A 22,026-nucleotide genomic window follows, 5' to 3' on the forward strand; every position below is an offset into this window, starting at 1 on the left:
TCCTTATGACAGCGCCCAGCTTAAACCGCTGTCTTGAAAACGGGGACCACTATACAGCTCCTCAAAATTGAGCGTGCCCTTATTCATCTTTGCGTAGAAGCCCGAAAGCAAGTCGGTGCCGATGCCGACCAGGAGCACCATTGCCATGAGCTGTACGGCAACGCCAAGCACAGTTCTGTAGTAGTTGATCGCCATGTCGGAAGTCCACCGCGATCCACCAAACCCGAGGAAGAAGATCCCGGCATACATCAAGATCCAGGCCGATACCAAGATCAGGAGCATATTGACCGCGACGGCTGCCAGCAGGAGCATGATCCCGGCGCTCAGGGCTGCACCGACAAAGCTATCACAGCCGTAACGGACATTCCCTCGACATGAGCGGCAATCCAGTGCTCGACATCCTCAATGCGCCAAAGCAGGCGCTTGGTGCCAGGTAGCCTGCAGATCGGAGGAAGGGATTGAGGGTTGCGGGTAGCGTCGCTGCGAATACTAGCAACGGATTTGTGCAGGTACTGCGAAAGGTGATCTACGGTCAGAAGGGCATTCATGGGCGAACATCTCCGATCCCAACTGGCCAAGGGCCAGTCAAGTCGGATGAGTCCGCGGTTCCGTATCCTGCTCAGTTGTCCGGAGATTTACGCCCAGTGCCACTACGGCCAACTTAGCAACAAGCAAAACACGGCGGGGTTGTGCCCCATGGTGCCCTCGCTCTCCCGGGAAGTTCCACCCTTTGAAAATCCGGCCTCATCACAACACCGGTGGTGGCACCACTAGGCGATGTTTCTCAACATCCTTTCTAACCGACTCCCCGATCCGCTTACGGGGACGGCCGCTGAACAGTCCGTGGCTTTCGCTTAGTAGGCAAGGTTCGGCTTGCTATGCCCCTTGAACCCTTTGCTTTTTTTTCGAAGCCGTTCACAACGTCCTCAGCACGAGTGTTTGAATGATACATCGCAGTCGGTTGCGTTGTCATGCAGCATGCCAAAAATTGGATTGCCACAAATACGCCACACCAAGTGTGCAAAAACCTGCACACGAATGCAAAACAACGCATCACACTGCAAAGTGTAATGCGTTGTTTTTACATAAAAATATTGGTGCGCCCGGAGAGATTCGAACCCCCGACCCCTGCCTTCGGAGGGCAGTACTCTATCCAGCTGAGCTACGGGCGCTTTGGGAGGACGGATTCTACTCCCAAGGGAAGGCTTGCGTCCATGCCAGCCCGAAGATTGCGCGCCGTGGCATGGCCGCGGCAACCCCTCTGCGCAGCATGGCCTCAGTCGAAGAAGGTTCTTGCGGCCTCAAAGCGCGCAGCGTAGTAGCTGTCGCTCAGGCGGTCGATGCGAACGCGGCCGTTGGTCGAAGGGGCATGGATAAAACGCGCATCGCCGATGAATATCCCGACATGCGAGTACGAGCGATTGAGGGTATTGAAGAAAACCAGGTCGCCCGGACGCAATTCGGCGAGCTCGATCGCCCGGCCGTGGCGCGCGATGTCGGCGGCACTGCCCTGTACCTTCAGTCCTGCTGCCCGGCCATAGATGTAGCTGACCATGCCGCTGCAATCGAGACCGGCCTCGGGGTTCTTGCCGCCAAAACGGTAGCCGGTACCGATCAGCCCCATGGCGTAGAAAACCACTTCATTGCCCTTCTCGCTGACCGGATGCGAGCCTTGCGCTATAGTTTCCGGCGATGAGCCGGAACGCAACGCCGGGCCTGCGCAGGCGGCCAGCAACAAGGCGGACAGGAAGATCGGGATCAGGACAGGAATGCGCATCAAGCGATGGGGTTTTCTTGGAACAATTTGCAACTTACCGTTTTTACAGGAATTTTCAAGACCATGAAACTGCAAAATACCGACTTGCTACGGTCAACCGGAAAAATTGGCCAAAATTGGAATGCGGCCGACGATGGTGCGACTTTCGCCGTGATCAACCCGGCGAGCGGCGAGCAGATTGGCCAAGTGCCGCTCTGCGGTGCCGCTGAAACCCGCCGCGTCATCGATGCCGCCAACACCGCCTGGCCGGCCTGGCGCGCCCTGACCGCCCGCCGTCGGGCCCAGGTGATGCAGGCCTGGAACCGACTGATTCTCGACAACGCCGATGACCTGGCGCAGATCATCACGGCCGAATGTGGCAAGCCGCTGGCCGAGGCCAAGGGCGAAGTCCTCTACGGCGCCTCCTTCGTCGAATGGTTTGCCGAAGAAGGCAAGCGTACTTACGGCGAGAGCATTCCCAGCCCGGCCGCGAACACGCGGCTGATCGTCATCAAGCAGCCGATTGGCGTCTGCGCGGCGATCACGCCGTGGAATTTCCCGTTCGCGATGATCACCCGCAAGGTCGCCCCGGCCCTCGCTGCCGGTTGCCCGGTGGTTATCAAGCCGGCCGAAGCGACCCCGCTCAGCGCCCTGGCGCTGGCCGTGCTGGCCGAGCAGGCGGGTTTTCCGGCCGGCGTGTTGAACGTGATAACCGGCAAGCCGGCCGACATCGGCGGCGAGCTGTGCGCCAACCCGATCGTCCGCAAACTGTCGTTTACCGGCTCGACCGCCGTCGGCCGCCGGCTCATGGCGCAATGCGCGCCGACCATCAAGAAGCTGTCGCTGGAACTCGGCGGCAACGCACCGTTCATCGTTTTCGACGACGCCGACGTCAATGCTGCGGTCGACGGCGCTTTGGCGGCCAAATACCGGAACACCGGCCAGACCTGCGTCTGCGCCAACCGCTTCCTCGTCCAGTCGGGCATCTACGAGGAATTCGCCAGCAAGTTCGCCGACAAGGCAAACGGCCTCAAGGTCGGCGACGGCACCGAATCCGGCGTCGCCCAAGGCCCGTTGATCAACGCCGCCGGCCTGAGCAAGGTCGAGGCCCATGTCGCCGATGCGGTTGGCAAAGGCGCTCGCGTGCTGTGCGGCGGCGCCCGGCACGAACGCGGTGGCAATTTCTTCCAGCCGACAGTGCTGGCCGATGTGACGACCGCCATGCAGGTCGCCCGCGAAGAAACCTTCGGCCCGGTCGCCCCGCTCTTCAAATTCGAAACCGAGGCCGAAGCCATCGCCATGGCCAACGACACCGAATTCGGCCTGGCATCCTATTTTTTCACGCGCGATATCGGTCGTTGCTGGCGCGTCGGCGAGGCGCTCGAATACGGCATGGTCGGCGTCAATACCGGGCTGATTTCGAACGAGGTCGCACCTTTCGGCGGCATCAAGCAATCCGGCCTCGGCCGCGAAGGTTCGAAGTACGGCATTGAGGATTACCTCGAAATAAAGTATCTCTGTTTCGACATCAACGGCTGACCATGGGCAAGATCGTCCTCATTTCGCTGCTAGCGCTGGTCGCCGTCCTGCTTTGGCGCAACTGGAGCCGGCAACGGCGCGGCACCTATATCGCTGGCTATCCTTACCAGCGTTTTCTCGACAAGCGTCTGGCGGCGCGCCGTCCTGAATTGAGTGCCGAACAGCGCAGCGCAGTTTTCGCCGCACTCGACGATTATTTTCAGCTTTGCCGCAAGGCTGGCCGGCACATGGTCGCCATGCCATCGCAGGCGGCGGACGATGCCTGGCACGAGTTCATCCTGTTCACGCGTCAGTACGACAAGTTCTGCCGCCACGCCTTCGGCCGCTTCCTGCACCACACGCCGGCCGAAGCGATGCGCACGCCAACCCAGGCGAGCGATGGCCTCAAGCGCGCCTGGCGACTGGCCTGCGCGCACGAGAAGATCAACCCGAAAACCCCGGAACGCCTGCCCCGCCTGTTTGCGCTCGATGCCGCGCTGGGCATCGCCGGCGGCTTCGTCTATCAACTGGATTGCCTGGCGGCCAGTGGCGGCGCGGCGGGAACCGGCTATTGCGCCAGCCACATCGGCTGCGGCGGTGGTAGCGGCGGATGTTCCGGTGACTCCGGAAGTTCAGACAGCGGGGGTGATGGCGGCGGCGGTTGTGGTGGTGGGTGCGGCGGAGGCGGCGGGGACTAGCCGGCTACTTGTGATAAGTCCGGCTGCTGCCCGAGCCGCCGTGCGCCGGGTTGGCCACGGTGTCGAACAGATTCCAGCCCTGCTGCTGGGCATAGGCAAAGAGCAGCACAGCGAAGACCCCGGTGGCGAAGGTAAATTTGTCGAACATCAGTCGTCTCCGTCCGAATCGTCGCTGCTCACTGGCGCGTGGTCGCTTTCGGCCCAGCGACGCACTTCGAAGGCGGCATGACGGGTGGCGGTGAAGATCGGGAAGATGATCAGGAAAATCATCACCAGCACGAAATTCGACCAGCCGGCACCGGCCGTATGCACTTCGACACGGTCGCGCACGGCGACCGGTTTTTCCGGCGCCATGTCGGGGTCGAGCGTCAGGTAATAGGTGCCGGCCGGAATATTCAGGAAGACGATTTCGTCGCTCTGGCTGCCCTCGGTCCACCGCCCATCGTCGTAGCCGCTGTAAAAAGACAACTCGCGGGCGGCAGGCCAGGCGGCACCGGTCGCCTTGTTGACCAGCATCATGTCGAGGCCGATCCAGTTGTTGTCGAGTGAGGTCTGGTTCTTCACGGCGATCTTGCGCGGCTTGCCGGTGATTTCGAATTCGCGGGTCAGCACCTCCTCGCCGCGCTGCGGCTCGAAGGTGAAATCCTGACGCAGCAACACCTTGCCGCTAGAGACAAAGATGAAGAAGGCTTGAACCAGAATGGCCGCCAGCGCCAGCTTCCAGAACAGGCTCCAGATCCGCCGATTCGTCGCGCGCCATGGATTCGGCTGGTTGGCGAAAACACCCGTCGGCCGGGGCAAATCTGCTTTCAGCCTGAAAGCCTCGGTGATCACTTGCGGCTCGACGTAGTTGCCTTGCGACCAGCTCAGATCGTTGTCCGTCGATTCGCTCGACAGCATGAGCGGCGGCGCCACGTAATCGACGACGCGATTGGTCTCGCCGCGCCTGACCCGCCACGTGAATTCACCGGCCACCTGAACGACTTCCGCCGCCTGCGTGGTTGAGAAATGCTTGAAGACCTGCCCGCCAAAACGAACGTTCTCGACTTCGACAATGCCGCCCGCCGGCGGTTTGGACAGCACGTCAACGACATTCCAGTGGCCGTTGTATTCGGTCAGCCAGCGATAAGTGCCATGCTCGCCAGCCAGCAGGTATTCGCTCCAATCGTAGGCGATGCCATCGACAACGCAACGTTTGACGAGAAAGCCGATGACTTCGACCGGCTTGCCCTCGAGCCGCCCCTTGCTGCCCAGCGGCAGGCGTGGCGTGTACTTTTCGTCGCGCATGCCAAGCGACTTCGACAAAATCTTGTAGCTCTCGTCAGCGGTATCGACTACCGCGCCACAGGAAGCGCAGCCAACCGCGAGAATTTCCCGCGAGCGGGCCGCCATCGGCGAGCCGCAGCTCGGGCAGCGAAAAACGCGGGCTTCGACGGCCTTGGTCGGCACGGCCATGCCGTCGCGCAGGTTGGCCATGTTCAGCGAACTGAACTCGACCGCCTCGCCGACGAACAACAGCGGCGGCGTTTCCGAATAATCGAGCGTGGCGAAATTGGCCTGATTTCTCAGGTCGACCGCAGCCACCGGATAGCCAGCCCCGACCTTGAATGGCAACTCACCCTGACCAGCCACGCACTCGGCGTTTTCGATGTTGCTGACCGTCCACGTCTGGCTGGCCAGCACGAAGCGCTGGCCGATCTTGAGGTCATCGAATTGCGGCAGCGCCTCCGCCACGAACTGCGCGAAGGTGAGCACATACTCTCCGCCAGCCTCCGACAGCCAGCCAGTCCGCATGTCGTCGAAGAGCAGATGCCACTCGTTCCAGATGCCCTGGCTGTACTTGATCTGGATGCGCCCGATCAGCGCGAAATGGACGCCCTGGTAGCTGCCTTCGGCCCCCAGTTGCAGCGGCGAACGGTCCTCGACCAGCGCCGCCATCTTGCCGATGTCTTCGAGATTCTGGTCGTGGCGAACCAGCGTGCTCTGGCAGTATTCACAGACGGCAAAGACCGAGGACGCCGATTTGAAGACAACCGGCGCCCCGCAGGAAGGGCAGTGGGCGCTTACAGCCACGGTGCTACGGTCAACTCAGTTTTTTGAGCAATTCCGCTTTTTTGGCCTCGAACTCGGCCTGGCTCAGGATGCCTTTTTCGACCAGCCCGTGTAGCTTTTCGAGCGTCGCGACGACTTCGTCAGCCGACACCGAGCCGGCCGCTGGCACCCCGCCAGCCGGTTGCTGCAAGGCCCCGGCCATGGCTTGCCCGACGACCTGGCCGAACCCGACACCAGCGCCGAGGCCAACGCCCATCGCCGCCATGCCGCCCTCGTTCCTGGCGGCATCCGGAATACTGTTGGCAACCTGGTACTGCGTGTAGCGCTGCAGGTCGCCGATCATGTTCATGCCGATCTTCTGGTCGAGAATCTTCTGCAGTTCTTCGGGCAGCGAGACGTTCTGGACGACCAGCGAATCGAGCGCCAGACCGTACTCGGCAAACATCGGCGCCGCCTTGGCCTGCATCGCCTTGCCGAATTCGTCCTGGTTGGATGCCATGTCGATGAAGGGCACGCCGGATTCGCCGAACAGGTCGGTCAGGCCGGCGACCAGGGTGTTGCGCAACTGGCCTTCGAGTTCCTCGCGCGTGTAGGCGTCGCGGGTACCGGAAATCTTCTGGTAGAAAATTTTAGGGTCGGTCAGGTGATACGAATAGATACCGAAGGCGCGCAGGCGGACGATGCCGAATTCCTTGTCGCGGATGGTGATCGGGTTGGGCGTACCCCACTTCTGGTCGAGCTGGGTGCGCGTCGAGAAGAAGTAAACGTCGGATTTAAACGGGGACTCGAAGAGCTTGTCCCAGTTCTTCAGGTAGGTCAGGACGGGCAGCGTCTGCGTCGTCAGCTTGACCATGCCGGGGCCAAAAACATCGGCGACCGTGCCTTCGTTGACGAACAAGGCCATCTGCGAGTCGCGCACCGTCAGGCTGGCGCCGTTCTGGATTTCCATCTCGGCCATCGGAAAACGCCAGGCCAGGGTGCCGTCGCCATCCTCGGTCCATTGCAGGATGTCGATAAACTGTTTCTTGATGAAGTCCATCAGAGCCATGAGTTTTCTCCTTGAATGATTAGGCGATGCAGCCGGCGTTGAGGATGCCGATGCCGAGGGAAAGCGAAGCGAGGAAGATCCCGGAGGCGACCTTGCCCTGCGGAATGTTCAGCACGAGTTGCGGCAATGCCAGGCGCGCCACGATGTAGGCGACCAACTGGACGACGCAGGCGACGACGCCCCAACCGATCATGGCACCGATGTTATGGCTGACGGCGACGGAAACGGCAATCGGCAGGGCGTAGCCAACGATGGCGCCGGCCAGGCTGATCGCCGCCGCCGTGTTGCCCTGGCGAATCAGCGCCAGCTCGTTGTAGGGGGTGACCAAGACATAGAGGACGAGAAAGACCGCAAGCAAGCCGACGGCTGTCGCGAAATAGCCAGCAAAGGTGGGCAGGCTGCTAATGACCGGATCGAACATGGAATCTCCCGGAGGTGGCGCAATGACAGCGGATTGTCACCGCTCGCTGGCGTTTGTTCAAGCGTCGAGCGCCAGACGGAGCAAACCTTCCAGCGGCAAGTTGCCTACCGCCCGCCAGCGCATGCCGAGGTGCGGCGCCAGACTAGCCGCGTTGCCGCCGGACAACAGGCAGACCTTGTCGATGTTGCCGAGTCGCTGCCAGGCGCGTTCGATGGCGCCGACCTGCGCCTCGATGATGCCGGTGACGATGGCGTCGTCGGTGCAGCGCGGATAGTCGGCGTGGCGGCCATCGGCGAACGGCAGGGCGGCCGTGTCGGCGACCAGCGAGCGGCGCATCAGATCGCCGCCGGGAAGGATCAGGCCGCCGAGGAAATTGCCGTCGGCGTCGAGGGTGTCGATGGTCGTCGCCGTCCCGGCCATGACGACGATGGCCGCCGTCCGGCTCAAGCCGCGGGCGCCGATCAGCGCACACCAGCGGTCGACGCCGAGTTGGCCGGGATTGCGATAAAGGTTGGTGACGCCGCAACGCGTCTCTTCCGAGCGTGCCTCAAAAAACACCGATAGCCATGGCGCAAGCTGCTGACGAATTCGCTCGCCGGCCTCGGCGCCAGCGACATTGGCCAGCATCACCTTGGCCGGATGCGGCCAGTCGCTAACCAGCTGCCGCAACGGCTCGACCTCGGCGTGAGCGACAGCGCCCTGGGCTAGCCATTGCTTGCCGTCATGGACGCCCCATTTGATGCGGCTATTGCCGCTGTCGAGACAGACGATCATGCACGCCTCAGGCTGACATCGCCGGAAAAAATGCGTTCGATCCCGGCCGCGGTTTCGAGCAACAGGGCGCCGTCGTCATCGACGCCGAGACAGCGGCCGCGCCTTGGATCTTCACCATCGCCGAGGATTTGCACAGCCTGATCCTGCCAGGCGTGGTAGCTCTGCCATTTCATTTTTAGGCCAAAAAACCGGTTGACCGTAAACGTATCGAGGACCGCGGCCAACTGGCCGAGAATGGCGGCCAGGACGTCGTGGCGATCAATGGTTTTTGGACAGGCTTGGCTCAAACCGGCCGCCGGCTGCGGCAGGTCGCCCGTCGGCGGCGCCAGGTTGAGGCCGATGCCGATGATCGCCTGCGTACCACGGCGATCGGAGGACAGCTCGATCAGGATGCCGGCCAGTTTGGCGAAATCGTCGCCCGAACGGAGCAGCACGTCGTTCGGCCATTTCAGGCAAACACCGGTGGCGCCGAGGTTTTCCATGGCCTGCGCGAGGGCGACACCAACGGCCAGCGACAGGCCGCTCAGGCTGGCCGCATTGCCGGAAAATCGCCAAAGCAGCGAAAAGGTCAAACTGGATTCGGGTGATGACAGCCAGCTCCGCCCGCGCCGCCCGCGCCCGGCGCTTTGCCGGTCGGCGACAACCACCGAGCCGGACGGTGCACCGCGCTCGGCCCGGCGCATGAGTTCGCTGCTCGTCGAATCGCATTCGTCCAGCGCGTCGACGTCAAAGCGGCCGGCCAAACCAGCCAGCCGCGCTTTCAGCAAGACGGGATCGATCAGTGTCATGCGGCGGATTTTACTCCGCCGCGTGCTCCTTGCCGCCATCGATGCCGAGCTCGGCGATCTTGCGGGTGATCGTGTTGCGCCCGATGCCCAGCGCCTGCGCCGCCTCGATGCGCCGACCGCCGGTGTGGGCCAGCGCCCGGGCGATCAGGATGCGTTCGAAGACCTGCGACAGGACGCCGTGAATGTCTGGCACACCGCGCGCCAGCATGCGGTCGGCCTCGCCTTCCAGCGCGCTTTCCCAGTCGGTCGCCAGCGACACGGGGGTCGCCTCGCGCAATTCGCCGGGCAAGTCGCTGACATCGACTTGCTGCCCCGGCGCCATGACGGTCAGCCAATGACAAAGATTTTCCAGTTGCCGGACATTGCCCTGAAAATCAAGACCGCTCATGTATTTCAGGGCGGCTTCGGTCAGCCGCTTGGTTTCGACGCCGAGCTCCCGCGCACTCTTCTGCAGAAAATGGCGGGCCAGCAAGGGAATGTCCTCGCGCCGTTCACGCAGCGCCGGCAGGCGGATACGGATAACGTTCAGGCGATGAAACAAATCTTCGCGGAACAGACCATCCTTGACCCGCGTATCGAGATTCTGGTGCGTCGCGGCAATGACCCGGACGTTGGCCTTGATCGGCGAATGGCCGCCGACGCGGTAGAAGTGCCCGTCGGACAGGACGCGCAGCAGGCGGGTTTGCAACTCGGCCGGCATGTCGCCGATTTCATCGAGAAACAGCGTGCCGCTCTCGGCCTGCTCGAAGCGGCCACGCCGCTGGGCCTGGGCACCGGTGAAGGCGCCGCGCTCGTGGCCGAACAGTTCCGACTCCAGCAAATCCTTGGGAATGGCTGCCGTGTTGATGGCGATGAACGGTTTGTCAGCACGCGGACTGTGGCGGTGCAGAGCGCGCGCCACCAACTCCTTGCCCGAGCCCGACTCGCCGGTAATCAGCACCGTCGCATGCGACAGCGCCAGCCGGCCGATGGCACGGAAGACTTCCTGCATGGCTGGCGCCTGACCGAGAATCTCCGGGACCAGCCCCTCCTCCTCAGCTGCACCGCTTTGGTGCATTGATTCATCAATGGCGCGGCGAATCAGCTCGACCGCCTGATCGACATCGAAGGGTTTCGGCAGGTATTCGAAGGCGCCACCCTGGAAAGCGGCGACGGCGCTTTCGAGATCGGAGTAGGCGGTCATGATGATGACCGGCACCGACGGGAAACGGGTTTTCACTTCCTGCAGGAGCTCCAGCCCGGACTGGCCGGGCATGCGAATGTCCGACATCAGCACCTGCGGCGGTTCGATGCCTTGTTCGAGCTGCGAAATGGCCTCACTGGCCGAGGCAAAACTCTTGAACGGGATACCTTCGCGGGACAGGGTTTTTTCCAGCACCCAGCGAATCGAACGATCGTCATCTACGACCCAGACCGGTTTCATATTTTGGTGGCTCATTTTGTTTTCAGAATGGCCTTGATAGAAGCAAGACTCAAGCCTGCTCAACAGGCAGATTCAGCGTGAAGACCGTGTGGCCGGGCCGGCTGTGACAATCGATCGTGCCGTGATGATGCTGAATGAAATTCTGGGCAATAGTCAGACCCAGGCCGCTCCCCCCCTCACGTCCGGAAACCAGCGGATAGAACATGCGCTCGCGGATTTCCTCGGGAATCCCTGGGCCGTTGTCGATGACCTTGATTTCCATGGCCAGGCGATAGCGTTTTTTGGCCAGGGTCACTTGGCGTAGTGAGCGCGTGCGGAGAACGATTTCGCCCTCGCCGCCCATGGCCTGCGCGGCATTGCGGGCAATATTGAGGACCGCCTGGATCAATTGTTCGCGATCGCCAACCAGTTCCGGCAGGCTCGTGTCGTAATCTCGACGAACGCTCAGCGAGCCCGGGAACTCGGCGGTCAATAGGCTGCGCACCCGTTCCAGTATTTCGTGGATGTTGACCGTCGTCGGCAACATCGCCCGATGCGGGGTGAGCAAGCGCTGCATCAGGTCCTGAAGACGATCCGCCTCCTTGATGATGACCTGGGTGTATTCCTTGAGCGAAGGGTTAGCCAGTTCATGTTCCAGCAACTGCGCGGCGCCGCGAATGCCGCCAAGCGGATTTTTGATTTCATGCGCCAGATTGCGGATCAGCTCACGGCTCACCTGCTGTTGCTCGATCAGGCGCTCTTCGCGGGTTGCCGCCAAGTGATGCTGGATCGGCTGCAATTCGAGCAACAGGCGGACACCCGGCGCAATATCCGGACGTAGCGGCGTCACCGTGCAGTTGATGTTGAGCGCTTCGCCATCGCTGCGTTTCAACTCGATGTTCTGGCCGGTGTAGCCCCAATTGTTGTTCAGACCATTGTCGAGGGCCGACTGCAGCGTCGCCGAGCAAGTGCATACCGCCGTCAGTGTTTGGCCAATCACGGCGCGACTGCTCACGGCCAGCAGGTTTTCACCGGCCGCGTTGATATAGCGGATGGCCAGCGCATCATCGAGCAGGAGCACCGCCGAAGCCAGCAGATCAAGGCCGGCAAAGGAAGAATGGGTTACGTTCATGCCCGTCATTGTAGCGATTCGACACCCCCTACTGATGATAACTTGCGTTACTGACCAATCGTTCATTATCATCCGAACACTGCCCCCGGACCTCCCCAAATGATCCAGACCGCCCCTCGTGTTGCCGCCTTGCTGCTTACTGCCGCTACCGTTCTTGCCGGCTGTCAGGCAGGCGACACCACGCCACCAGGCCCCCGCGCCGTTCTCGTTCAGGCGGCAGCCAGTGCACCATTGACCGGCGCCGTCTATACCGGCGAAATCCGCGCCCGGCACGAGGTCGACCTGGCTTTCCGCGTCGGCGGCAAGCTCGCCGCCCGGCTGGTCGATGCCGGCGCCGAAATCAAGGCTGGTCAGCCGCTGGCCCGCCTCGACCCGGCCGATCTCGAACTGGCCGCGGCGGCCGCCCGCGCCCAATTGGCGGCCGCCGAAAGCGAGCACACCACGGCACGCGCCGAGCGCGAGCGCTATGCCGGCCTGGTCGCCAAAAAATTCGTCAGCCAGGCCGCTTTCGATGCCAAGGACAACGCCTTGAATAGCGCCCAGGCCCGTCTCGAACAGGCCCGCGCGCAGAGCCGCATCAGCGGCAACCAGACCCGCTACGGGACCTTGAGCAGCGAATTTTCAGCCATCGTCACGGCCGTTCTCGTCGATGCCGGCCAGGTCGTTAGCGCTGGCCAGGCCGTGATGCGCGTCGCCCGCCCGGAGGAAAAGGAAGTCGCCATTGCCATTCCGGAAAGCCGTCTGGCTGAACTGAAAGCCACCCAAAACCTGGCCGTCAGCCTGTGGGCCGACCCGAAAATCACCTTGCGCGGCGAACTGCGTGAGTTGTCGCCCGCCGCCGATCCAGCGACGCGGACCTACGCCGCACGTATCCGCATCGTCGCCCCGCCGCCCGAGGTTCGCCTTGGCATGACGGCGCGCGTCATTCTCGGTGGCGCTGCGGACAGCAAGCTGCTCGTTCCATTGAGCGCCGTGATCGATCTTGGGCAGGGGCCACTGGTCCGTATCGTCAAGGACGGCAAGGTCACCTCCCGGCCAGTCCAGGTTGCCCATTTCCGCGAGGATGGCGTCGCATTGAGTGGCGGACTGGCAGCCGGCGAACTGGTCATCATCAGCGGCGCCGGCCAGCTGGTCGACGGCCAGGAAGTGCAGGCCAGGCCGGCCACGCCGCCGGATCGGCAGCGCTAAGCCATGAGCCAACGCTTCAACCTGTCGGACTGGACGCTACATCACCGCACGCTGGTCGGCTACTTCCTGCTCGCCATCGCCCTGATGGGCGTTTTTGCCTACGGCAGGCTCGGCCAGGCCGAAGATCCGCCCTTCACCTTCAAGATCATGGTGATCCGCAGTTTCTGGCCAGGCGCCACGGCGCGTCAGGTCGAGCAGCAACTGACCGACAAGATCGAGAAAAAGCTGCAGGAAACGCCCTACATCGACCGCGTTTCCAGTTTCTCGCGGCCCGGCGAGTCGACCGTGATGTTCTTCGCCAAGGACAGCACGCCGCCGGCCAACGTACCCGACGTTTTTTACCAGGTCCGCAAGAAGATCGGCGACATTCGCCACACCTTGCCGGCCGGCATTCAGGGACCGTTTTTCAACGACGAGTTCGGTGACGTTTTTGGCAATATTTACGCGTTGACCGCGGAAGGCTTCGACTACCCGCAGCTCAAGGACCAGGCCGAGCGCATTCGCGATGAACTGCTGCGCGTCCCGCAGGTCGGCAAGGTGGAAATCTTCGGCATTCAGGACGAAAAGATTTATGTCGAACTCTCCAACACCAAACTCGCCACGCTAGGCATCGATCAGGCGACCATCGTCCAGGCGATGAATCAGCAGAATGCCGTCACCGGCACCGGCTTCTTCGAGACGGCCAGCGAGCGCATCCAGATTCGCCCCGGCGGCGCTTTCAACAGCGTGCAGGCTGTCGCCGACACCCTGATTCGGGCTGGCGGCCGCAGTTTCCGGCTCGGCGACATCGCCGACATCCGGCGTGGGACCATCGACCCACCGGGTACCCAAGTTCGCTTCGGCGGCAAACCCGCCCTCGCCATTGGCGTCTCGATGGCCAAGGGTGGCGACATCATCGAACTCGGCAAAGCCCTGAACACGCGCATTGTCAAGCTGCAGGCCGCCTTGCCGGTCGGCGTCGACATCGGCGTGGCGACCAGCCAGCCGGAAGCCGTCGCCCGTTCGGTCAAAGCGTTCACCCAGTCGCTGGCCGAAGCGGTCATCGTCGTGCTGATTGTCACCTTTATCAGCCTCGGCATCCGCACCGGCCTGGTTGTCGCCATCTCGATCCCGCTCGTCCTGGCTGCCACCTTCCTCGCCATGAACCTGCTCAACGTCGGCCTGCACAAGGTGTCGCTCGGCGCCCTGGTGCTCGCCCTCGGCCTGCTGGTCGACGATGCGATCATTGCCGTCGAGATGATGTGGGTGAAGATGGAGCAGGGCTGGGAACGCACCCGCGCCGCCTCCTTTGCCTACACGAGCACGGCCGGGCCGATGCTCTCCGGCACCCTGGTCACCGTCGCCGGCTTCATCCCCATCGCGCTGGCCAAGTCATCGACCGGCGAATATGCCTTTGCCTTCTTCCAGATCAACGCCGTCGCCCTGCTCATTTCGTGGCTGGCTGCCGTCATTGCCATTCCCTGGCTCGGCTACAAGCTGCTGCCCAATCCGCACGCGGCACATCGAAGCAGCCAGCTGGAAAAACGCCTGCCGCGCCTGGCCCGACTGGCCGACAAGATCGGTCTCAACGGCCCGGGCCACGCCGAAGACCATGACGTCTATGGCACGCCGTTCTACGCCCGCTTTCGCCAGCTGGTCAGCTGGTGTGTCGGGCGGCGCTGGCTGGTCATTGGCATCACTATCATCCTTTTTGCGCTGTCCATCGGCGGCATGATCAAGGTGCAAAAGCAGTTCTTCCCGAACTCGACCCGCCTCGAAATCAATGTTGAGTTGCGCCTGCCCGAAGGCGCCTCGATCGCCGCCATCGACGCCGAAGCCAAGCGCCTTGAGCAATGGCTCGACCAGGACAAGGCGGAGTTCGACCAGTTCGAGCATTACCTGTTCTTCGTCGGCTCCGGGGCCCCGCGCTATTACCTCGGCCTCGACCAACAACTGCCAGCCAGCAATGTCGGCCAGGTGGTCATCGCGACCCGTGACATCGAAGCACGCGAGGCGCTCCGCGGTCGACTGGTAAAACTGTTCGAAAATGAAAGTTTCACCGCCCGGGGCAACGTCGCCCGCATTGAAAACGGCCCACCAGTCGGCTATCCCGTGCAATACCGCGTTTCCGGGGAAAATATTGCGACGCTGCGCGCCGCCGCCAGCCAAATCGCCACGGTTATGCGCCAGAACCCGGAACTATCGAACATCAACACGGACTGGAGCGAGTTGTCCAAAACGGTAGAGATCGAAATCGATCAGGACAAGGCCCGCCTGCTCGGCGTCTCCAGCCAGGACATTGCCGCCCTGCTCAATATGTCGCTCAACGGCTATACAGTGACCAGCTACCGGGAAGGCGAAAAAAGCATTGATGTCGTCCTGCGGGGCGACCGCGAGGAACGCCGCCACCTGTCGTCACTGGATGATCTGTCGGTACCGACACGCGCCGGCAAGAGCGTTCCGCTCAGTCAGATTGGCCGCCTCAAACACCGCTTCGAGCCAGGACTGATCTGGCGCCGCGACCGTCTGCCGACGATCACCGTGCGCGGCAACCTGTACGGCAAGATTCAACCGGCCACCGTTGTCGACCGCATCAAACCCGCGATCGACGCAATTCAGGCCAGTCTGCCCGACGGCTACCGCATCGCCACCGGCGGCTCAGTCGAGGAATCCTCGAAAGGCTCCGGCTCGGTGATGGCCGGCATCCCCCTCTTCGTGCTGGCTGTGATCACCATCCTGATGATCCAGTTGCAAAGCGTCTCGCGCGTCGTCATGGTGCTGCTCACGGCACCGCTCGGCATCATCGGCATCGCGCTGTTCCTGCTCGTTTTCCGGCAACCCTTCGGTTTCATGGCGCTGCTCGGCACCATTGCGCTGTTCGGCATGATCATGCGCAACTCAGTGATTCTCGTCGACCAGATCGAGCAAGACATGGCAGCGGGGAAGCCACGCCATGCGGCGATTATCGAGTCGACCGTGCGACGTTTCCGACCCATCGTACTGACCGCCGCGGCAGCCGTGCTGGCCATGATTCCGCTGTCGCGCAACGACTTTTTCGGACCGATGGCCGTCGCCATCATGGGCGGCCTGATCGTCGCCACCGCGCTGACCCTGCTCTTCCTGCCGGCACTTTATGCTGCCTGGTACAAGGTGAGGAGCGAGTAGTCAGTTGTTAGTCGGTGGTTTTTAGCAAAAACCAATGACTAGCGACCCACAACTACCGAAGGTTGCCCAGCTCTTTCTGGATCGCCTGGATATTCCGTTCATGCTGCCCGACGCGGTCGCGATAGGGAGCGATACGGTCGCCTGTCGAACCAGCGGCCAGCTGTTCGGACAACTCCTTGCGCGCCAATTCGAGATTACGCTGCTCGCCGGCCAGCTCCTGCTCAAGAATGTGGCGACGATCCCCATCACGGGCCCGCTGAGTGTCTTCCTGCACGCGCGGAAAGCCAGCCGGCGACGGATTGGCTGCAGCACCGGGCCTGGCTTTGGGTGCCGGAATGGCGTTTTCCTGTCCACTGGAAATGACCTTGCAACTCTTCTCGATCCGGGCGCTGGCATAAGTCGTGTTGCCATTGGCATCGACACATTTGTAAATCGTCTGGGCCGAAACCGAGAGCGGCAACAAAGCGATAAGCAGGGCCAGCGGACTGCGTGTCATCGTCATCATTCCTGTCAATTTTTTGAGTGTACCGGACTTAACGGCCGAGCCAGGAAAAAGTAAACAAAAAAAGGGCGGGAAACCCCGCCCTTTTTGCTTGTCCGGCTGATCAGCAGGAATAGTACAGATCAAACTCGACCGGGTGGGTCGTCATGCGAACCTTATTCACTTCTTCCATCTTCAGGGTGATGTAGGCATCGATCCAGTCGTTGGAGAAGACGCCACCACGGGTCAGGAAGTCGCGATCCTTGTCCAGAGCGTCAAGTGCTTCGTCGAGGGAAGCGCAGACGGTCGGGATCTTGGCATCTTCTTCCGGCGGCAGGTCATACAGATTCTTGTCAGCCGGGTCGCCCGGGTGAATCTTGTTCTGGATACCATCCAGACCGGCCATCATCAGCGCCGAGAAGCACAGGTACGGGTTGGCGATCGGATCCGGGAAGCGGGTCTCGATACGACGCGCCTTGGTCGAGGCAACGTACGGAATGCGGATGGAAGCCGAACGGTTCTTGGCCGAGTAAGCCAACTTGACCGGGGCTTCGTAGTGCGGCACCAGACGCTTGTAGGAGTTGGTACCCGGATTGGTGATGGCGTTCAGGGCCTTGGCGTGCTTGATGATGCCGCCGATGTAGAACAGGGCGGTTTCAGACAGGCCAGCATAGCCGTCGCCAGCGAACAGGTTCTTGCCGTCTTTCCAGATGGACTGGTGGACGTGCATGCCGGAACCGTTGTCGCCAACGATGGGCTTCGGCATGAAAGTGGCGGTCTTGCCGTACTGGTGCGACACGTTGTGCACCACGTACTTGAGGATCTGGGTCCAGTCGGCGCGCTTGGTCAGGGTGCTGAAAACCGTGCCGATTTCGCACTGGCCGGCATTGGCGACTTCGTGGTGATGAACTTCGACCGGCACGCCCAAGGATTCGAGGGTCAGGCACATGGCCGAACGGATGTCGTGCAGGCTGTCGACCGGGGGAACCGGGAAGTAGCCGCCCTTGACGGTCGGACGGTGGCCGGTGGAACCGGAACCGTCGTTGCTTTCGCCCGAACCCCAGGCTGCTTCAGCAGAGTGGATCTTCAGGGAGCAGCCGGACATGTCGACACTCCATTCGACGCCGTCAAAAATGAAGAATTCCGGTTCCGGACCGAAGTAGGCGGTATCGCCGATGCCGGAGGACTTGAGGTAGGCTTCAGCGCGCTTGGCGATGGAACGCGGATCGCGGTCGTAGCCACGGCCATCGGCCGGATCAACGACGTCGCAAGTCAGGACAACGGTAGTTTCGTCGAAGAACGGGTCGATGTAGGCGGTGTCCGGATCCGGGTTCAGTTGCATGTCGGAAGCCTGGATACCCTTCCAGCCGGCGATGGAGGAACCGTCGAAAGCGTGACCATTTTCGAACTTGTCTTCGCTGAAGGCGGAGATAGGCACGGTGACGTGCTGTTCCTTGCCACGGGTGTCGGTGAAACGGAAATCGACGAACTTGGCGTCGTTTTCCTTGATCATCTTGATGACGTCTTGCGGGGTTGCCATATGCCTTAATCTCCTAAGAAAACAAGTTGCCGGGCGATCCGGCGACAATCAAAAAATCGTAACCCGCCACTTTTTAGCAGAAAGTGTGCCAAAGGCGGGTGAATAATCTTTGTATTTTGCCACAACGAGATGCAGGGTTTAAACAAAGAATTGACGCACTGCAATCGTGCAATTGACACAACTTTCGCACTAATTTGGTGCAACCAGGCAGTTCACCGATACACGCCGAATCCAGGGGTGTAATTTCAGGCGATCGACCAGAAGGTTCTCGGCCTGGCGAAGCGCCTCACCGTTTTCAAACAGGACATGACTGAAGAAGATTTCAGCCTCGACCTGGCCTTTCAGGTAGTGCAGGACAATTTTTTCAGGCTCAGGCAGTCCGGCAAGCAGAGGCTGCAATTCGCCGAGCAAAGCATCCCGCGCCGGCAATCGCGTCGCGTAGCTATCGGGGTCCATGTCATCTTCCGGGTCGATATGGACGAGCACATCGAGCACCTCGGGATGTTCGCGGAGGACTCTGGCGCGCGCCGATTCGGCAATACGATGGCCTTCGGAAACGCTGATCCGCGAATCGACCTGGACGTGGGTATCGACCAGGGCTTGATGCGCCATGCGCCGGGTCCGCAGCTGGTGCAGGTCGCGCACGCCGGGCGTCGCCAGCAACGTTTTCCGGATGGCTTCGACCTGGACATCGTCGAGACCGGTGTCGATCAGCTCCTTGATCGCGCCCCAGGCCAGACCGGCGCCCATGTGCAGGATCATGAAGCCCATCAGCGCCGCTGCCAGCAGGTCGAGAAACGACCAGCCCATGAGCGCGCCGCCGATGCCGACCACGACGACCAGTGCCGACGCGGCATCGGCCCGCGTATGCAGGGCGTTGCCGATGAGCAGTTGCGAGCGCAACCGTTCGGCCACCCGAATCAGGTAGCGATACAGGGCTTCCTTGGAAATCACCGTGGCGACAGCGACCCATAAGGCGGCGAGTTCGACGGTGGGCAAGGCTTCGATGTGCTGGAGACGCATACCCGATTCCCAGAGAATGCCGCCGCCGATCAGGGTCAGGGACGTACCGAGAACCAGCGTCGCGGCGGTTTCGACGCGGGCGTGGCCGTAGGGATGGGCTCGGTCGGCCGGGTGGGCGCTCTGCCGGGTGGCATAGATGACGAGAAAATCCGACAGCAGATCGGAAAACGAATGCAGGCCGTGGGCAACGAGCGACTGCGAGTGGGCCAGCCAGCCGACAATCAACTGGGCGAGCGTCATCACCAGATTGACGGCGACACTGACCCAGGTTGCCTTCTGTGCCTGAGCCGAGCGTTCAGCCGGCGTAGCGGTGGTGTGATGCTCAAGTGCCATGATCTCTGCCCTATACTATTAACTTGTGATTTTAACAGTTGACGACCATGGGAAAGATGCGCGAAATACTTGGCCTGGCTCAGGCCCGAGGCAAGGCTCTGGACAGACCGTACCAGGGGGAACTGACGCCGCAGGAGGCCTTTGAGCTGTGGCGCCTGGCGCCCGGCGCCCGGATCGTAGACGTCCGCACCCGGGCCGAATGGGATTGGGTCGGCCGGGTGAACGGCGCCGTCGAGATCGAATGGAACCAGTACCCGGGCGGCGGGCGCAACGCCCATTTCCTGGCCGAACTCAAGCGCCAGGTCGATCCCGAAGCGCTGGTCATGTTCCTTTGCCGCAGTGGCGTGCGCTCGGTCGCCGCGGCTACCGCCGCCAGCGAAGCCGGCTACAACAGCTGTTTCAACATCCTCGAAGGCTTCGAGGGCGACAAGGATGCCAACGGGCATCGCAACACCATCGGCGGCTGGCGCCAGGCCGGATTACCGTGGATTCAGGGATAATCCCACGGTCAACCGTAAAAAACGGCCAAAATTGAAATGGCCAGAGATCAGAGCACAGTATGCAAACAGCCACCATCGCCTTCGACCCCTTCGACCGCCTCTCCGACGAGGCCTGCCATGAGCGCATCCGCGTCGCCCGCGCCAAGCTCGGCAAGCGGGCCGTCATCCTCTGCCACCACTACCAGCGCGCCGACGTTTATCAATACGCCGACCTGACCGGCGATTCGCTCAAGCTGTCGCGCCTGGCCTCGCAGACCGATTCGGAATTCGTCATTTTCTGCGGCGTGCATTTCATGGCCGAAGTTGCCGACATCATGACCGCGCCGCACCAGAAGGCGATCCTGCCCGACCTCGCGGCTGGCTGTTCGATGGCCGACATGGCCAACCTGGCCAAGGTCGAGCGCTGCTGGCGTGAGCTCAACGAAGTGTTGAACGCCGAAGAAGAAGTCACGCCGGTCACCTACATCAATTCGGCGGCTGACCTCAAAGCCTTCTGCGGCGAGCATGGCGGCATCGTGTGCACCTCCTCGAACGCCGGCACCATTGCCCAATGGGCCTTCGAGCGTCGGCCGAAAGTGCTGTTCTTCCCCGACCAGCATCTCGGCCGGTGGACCGGCCACAACATGGGCATCGCGATGAACGAAATGGTCGTCTGGGATCCCGACCTCGAACTCGGCGGCCTGACACCAGCGCAGATCAAGAAGGCCAAGATTCTGCTCTGGAAAGGCCACTGCTCGGTACATCAGATGTTCCAGAAATCGCACATCGACGCCTTCCGCGCCAAGTACCCGGAGGGCAAGGTCATCGCCCACCCGGAATGCAATTTCGAAGTCTGTGCCGCCGCCGATTACGTCGGCTCGACCGAACACATCGTCAAAACCATCAAGGAAGCGCCGGAGGGCACCCGCTGGCTGGTCGGCACCGAGCTCAACCTGGTCGACCGGCTGGCCAGGGAAGTGCTGCCGCAAAACAAGATCGTCCAGTTCATGGCGACCACCGTCTGCATGTGCTCGACGATGCAGCGCATCGACCCGCAGCATCTGGCGTGGACGCTGGAAAATCTAGTCGACGGCAAGGTGGTCAACCCGATTTCCGTGCCGGCCCACGAAGCCACCCTCGCCAAGCTCGCCCTCGACCGCATGCTGGCGATTTCCTGAGCCGATGACCCAGCCTGCGCTGCATGTCACGACCTACAACATCCACAAGGGCTTTTCGCAATTCAACCGGCGGATGATGGTGCATGAGCTGCGCGACCGCCTGCGCCAGCTGAACCCGGACATCGTCTTCCTGCAGGAAGTCCAGGGCCTCCACCTCGGCCATGCCGAGACGCATGACGACTGGCCGGCTTCGCCGCAGCACGAGTTCCTCGCCGAAGACGTCTGGGCATCGTCCGCCTACGGCCGCAACATGCGCTACGACCATGGCCACCACGGCAACGCCATCCTCTCGCGCTTCCCCATCCTGCATGCCCACAACCAGGACGTCACTCACCTGCAGTTCGAAAAGCGCGGCCTGCTCCATTGCCGGATCGAACTGCCGAATAACCTGGTGGTGCATTGCGTCTGCGCCCACCTGTCGCTGTTCGGCTATTCGCGGCGCAAGCAGATGGCGGCGCTAGCCGATTACCTCGACCACCTGGCCGAACCGGAAGCCCCGCTCATCGTTGCCGGCGATTTCAACGACTGGCGCAACCGGGTCGGCGACGACCTGACCCGCCGCCTCGGCCTGCAAGAGGTATTCAGCGGCCCGACCGGCACGCCGGTGCGCAGCTTTCCGGCCGCCATGCCGATGTTTCGCCTCGACCGCATCTACGTGCGCGGCTTCGACGTAATCAGCACCGAAGTCCATCACGGCCTGCCGTGGTCGGCCATTTCCGATCACGCCGCGCTATCGGCGCACCTGACCCGGCATGGCCGCTGAGTTTGTGCCGGGCAACCGGCTCACCCTGCTCAATTCGGGCGACGACTATTTCCCGGCTCTGCTCGCCGCCATCGACGCCGCCGAAGTCGAGATCTACCTTGAAAGCTACATCTTCGCCAACGACGTGATCGGCCACCAGGTCGCCAACGCCCTGTGCCGGGCGGCCGAACGGGGCGTTCAGGTCAATCTCACGGTCGACGGCTTCGGGGCGCGCAATTTCAAAATCGACTTCTTTTCCCGGTTGACCGTAGCCGGCGTCCGCGCCATGTTCTACCGGCCCGAAATCGGCCGCTTCCACTTCAAGCGCC

Annotated in this window: 22 protein-coding genes and 1 tRNA gene; 8 read left to right on the forward strand and 15 right to left on the reverse strand. The window is 61.9% G+C overall.

Annotated features, from left to right (window positions below):
- Nucleotides 1–3 precede the first annotated feature (3 nt).
- From ADADOO_RS04120 to ADADOO_RS04135, 4 genes are all read right to left on the reverse strand, one after another.
- A complete protein-coding gene (locus ADADOO_RS04120; RefSeq protein WP_511275249.1) occupies nucleotides 4–312 on the reverse strand; it encodes a type IV secretion system protein in 309 nt (102 codons plus the stop codon).
- A gap of 11 nt (nucleotides 313–323) precedes the next feature.
- On the reverse strand, nucleotides 324–548 hold the full coding sequence (locus tag ADADOO_RS04125) for a DNA-binding protein (protein ID WP_511275251.1): 225 nt from the start codon (nucleotides 546–548) through the stop codon (nucleotides 324–326).
- Nucleotides 549–1,095: 547 nt separating this feature from the next.
- Nucleotides 1,096–1,172: transfer RNA gene (locus tag ADADOO_RS04130), tRNA-Arg, on the reverse strand.
- A 104-nt stretch (nucleotides 1,173–1,276) separates the two neighbouring features.
- On the reverse strand, nucleotides 1,277–1,777 hold the full coding sequence (locus ADADOO_RS04135; RefSeq protein ID WP_511275252.1) for a C40 family peptidase: 501 nt from the start codon (nucleotides 1,775–1,777) through the stop codon (nucleotides 1,277–1,279).
- A 63-nt stretch (nucleotides 1,778–1,840) separates the two neighbouring features.
- Between ADADOO_RS04135 and ADADOO_RS04140 the strand changes: the two genes are divergently transcribed.
- Entirely contained in the window at nucleotides 1,841–3,295 is a 1,455-nt protein-coding gene (locus tag ADADOO_RS04140; protein WP_511275254.1) for an NAD-dependent succinate-semialdehyde dehydrogenase, read from the forward strand.
- A gap of 2 nt (nucleotides 3,296–3,297) precedes the next feature.
- Nucleotides 3,298–3,972 (forward strand): glycine-rich domain-containing protein, encoded by a 675-nt coding sequence (locus tag ADADOO_RS04145; protein WP_511275256.1) that lies wholly within the window; start codon nucleotides 3,298–3,300, stop codon nucleotides 3,970–3,972.
- Between the two features lie 4 nt (nucleotides 3,973–3,976).
- Here ADADOO_RS04145 and ADADOO_RS04150 read toward each other — a convergent pair whose 3' ends face one another.
- The 8 genes from ADADOO_RS04150 to glnL are packed head-to-tail and all read right to left on the reverse strand — an operon-like array spanning nucleotide 3,977 to nucleotide 11,598.
- Nucleotides 3,977–4,120 (reverse strand): hypothetical protein, encoded by a 144-nt coding sequence (locus tag ADADOO_RS04150; protein WP_511275258.1) that lies wholly within the window; start codon nucleotides 4,118–4,120, stop codon nucleotides 3,977–3,979.
- Complete coding sequence (locus ADADOO_RS04155; RefSeq protein WP_511275260.1) at nucleotides 4,120–6,045, reverse strand: DUF4178 domain-containing protein; 1,926 nt, start codon at nucleotides 6,043–6,045, stop codon at nucleotides 4,120–4,122. The genes ADADOO_RS04150 and ADADOO_RS04155 overlap by 1 nt, the downstream gene beginning before the upstream one ends.
- A 10-nt stretch (nucleotides 6,046–6,055) precedes the next feature.
- Complete coding sequence (locus tag ADADOO_RS04160) at nucleotides 6,056–7,072, reverse strand: SPFH domain-containing protein (protein ID WP_511275262.1); 1,017 nt, start codon at nucleotides 7,070–7,072, stop codon at nucleotides 6,056–6,058.
- Nucleotides 7,073–7,091: 19 nt separating this feature from the next.
- Nucleotides 7,092–7,493 (reverse strand): DUF350 domain-containing protein, encoded by a 402-nt coding sequence (locus ADADOO_RS04165; protein WP_511275264.1) that lies wholly within the window; start codon nucleotides 7,491–7,493, stop codon nucleotides 7,092–7,094.
- Nucleotides 7,494–7,550: 57 nt separating this feature from the next.
- Complete coding sequence (locus tag ADADOO_RS04170; RefSeq protein ID WP_511275266.1) at nucleotides 7,551–8,267, reverse strand: type III pantothenate kinase; 717 nt, start codon at nucleotides 8,265–8,267, stop codon at nucleotides 7,551–7,553.
- The gene (locus ADADOO_RS04175; protein ID WP_511275267.1) at nucleotides 8,264–9,055 is read right to left on the reverse strand and encodes a biotin--[acetyl-CoA-carboxylase] ligase; all 792 of its coding nucleotides are present in this window, start codon (nucleotides 9,053–9,055) and stop codon (nucleotides 8,264–8,266) included. The genes ADADOO_RS04170 and ADADOO_RS04175 overlap by 4 nt, the downstream gene beginning before the upstream one ends.
- A gap of 10 nt (nucleotides 9,056–9,065) precedes the next feature.
- Nucleotides 9,066–10,478, reverse strand: coding sequence for a nitrogen regulation protein NR(I) (gene ntrC / locus ADADOO_RS04180; protein ID WP_511275286.1), 1,413 nt, complete (start codon nucleotides 10,476–10,478; stop codon nucleotides 9,066–9,068).
- A 49-nt stretch (nucleotides 10,479–10,527) separates the two neighbouring features.
- On the reverse strand, nucleotides 10,528–11,598 hold the full coding sequence (gene glnL / locus ADADOO_RS04185; protein ID WP_511275269.1) for a nitrogen regulation protein NR(II): 1,071 nt from the start codon (nucleotides 11,596–11,598) through the stop codon (nucleotides 10,528–10,530).
- A 90-nt stretch (nucleotides 11,599–11,688) separates the two neighbouring features.
- On the opposite strand from glnL, the gene ADADOO_RS04190 reads away from it, so the two are divergent.
- A complete protein-coding gene (locus tag ADADOO_RS04190) occupies nucleotides 11,689–12,777 on the forward strand; it encodes an efflux RND transporter periplasmic adaptor subunit (RefSeq protein ID WP_511275271.1) in 1,089 nt (362 codons plus the stop codon).
- 3 nt (nucleotides 12,778–12,780) lie between these two features.
- Nucleotides 12,781–15,921, forward strand: a complete 3,141-nt coding sequence (locus ADADOO_RS04195; RefSeq protein WP_511275273.1) for an efflux RND transporter permease subunit — start codon at nucleotides 12,781–12,783, stop codon at nucleotides 15,919–15,921.
- 52 nt (nucleotides 15,922–15,973) lie between these two features.
- Here ADADOO_RS04195 and ADADOO_RS04200 read toward each other — a convergent pair whose 3' ends face one another.
- The 3 genes from ADADOO_RS04200 to ADADOO_RS04210 form a co-directional block, all read right to left on the reverse strand.
- Complete coding sequence (locus ADADOO_RS04200) at nucleotides 15,974–16,417, reverse strand: DUF4124 domain-containing protein (protein ID WP_511275274.1); 444 nt, start codon at nucleotides 16,415–16,417, stop codon at nucleotides 15,974–15,976.
- Between the two features lie 109 nt (nucleotides 16,418–16,526).
- Nucleotides 16,527–17,942, reverse strand: coding sequence for a type I glutamate--ammonia ligase (glnA, locus tag ADADOO_RS04205; RefSeq protein WP_511275275.1), 1,416 nt, complete (start codon nucleotides 17,940–17,942; stop codon nucleotides 16,527–16,529).
- Nucleotides 17,943–18,131: 189 nt separating this feature from the next.
- Complete coding sequence (locus tag ADADOO_RS04210; protein WP_511275277.1) at nucleotides 18,132–19,298, reverse strand: cation diffusion facilitator family transporter; 1,167 nt, start codon at nucleotides 19,296–19,298, stop codon at nucleotides 18,132–18,134.
- A gap of 47 nt (nucleotides 19,299–19,345) precedes the next feature.
- Between ADADOO_RS04210 and ADADOO_RS04215 the strand changes: the two genes are divergently transcribed.
- The 4 genes from ADADOO_RS04215 to ADADOO_RS04230 all read left to right on the forward strand — a co-directional run.
- Nucleotides 19,346–19,798 (forward strand): rhodanese-like domain-containing protein, encoded by a 453-nt coding sequence (locus tag ADADOO_RS04215; RefSeq protein ID WP_511275279.1) that lies wholly within the window; start codon nucleotides 19,346–19,348, stop codon nucleotides 19,796–19,798.
- Between the two features lie 59 nt (nucleotides 19,799–19,857).
- Nucleotides 19,858–20,955: a quinolinate synthase NadA gene (gene nadA / locus ADADOO_RS04220; protein WP_511275281.1), complete on the forward strand. Its 1,098-nt coding sequence runs from the start codon at nucleotides 19,858–19,860 to the stop codon at nucleotides 20,953–20,955.
- Nucleotides 20,956–20,959: 4 nt separating this feature from the next.
- A complete protein-coding gene (locus tag ADADOO_RS04225; protein WP_511275283.1) occupies nucleotides 20,960–21,718 on the forward strand; it encodes an endonuclease/exonuclease/phosphatase family protein in 759 nt (252 codons plus the stop codon).
- The coding region (locus ADADOO_RS04230) for a phospholipase D-like domain-containing protein (RefSeq protein WP_511275285.1) at nucleotides 21,708–22,026 on the forward strand (319 nt) is incomplete at its 3' end. The genes ADADOO_RS04225 and ADADOO_RS04230, both read left to right, overlap by 11 nt.

The sequence above is a fragment of the Azonexus sp. genome, assembly GCF_036170495.1.
GTDB lineage: Bacteria > Pseudomonadota > Gammaproteobacteria > Burkholderiales > Rhodocyclaceae > Azonexus.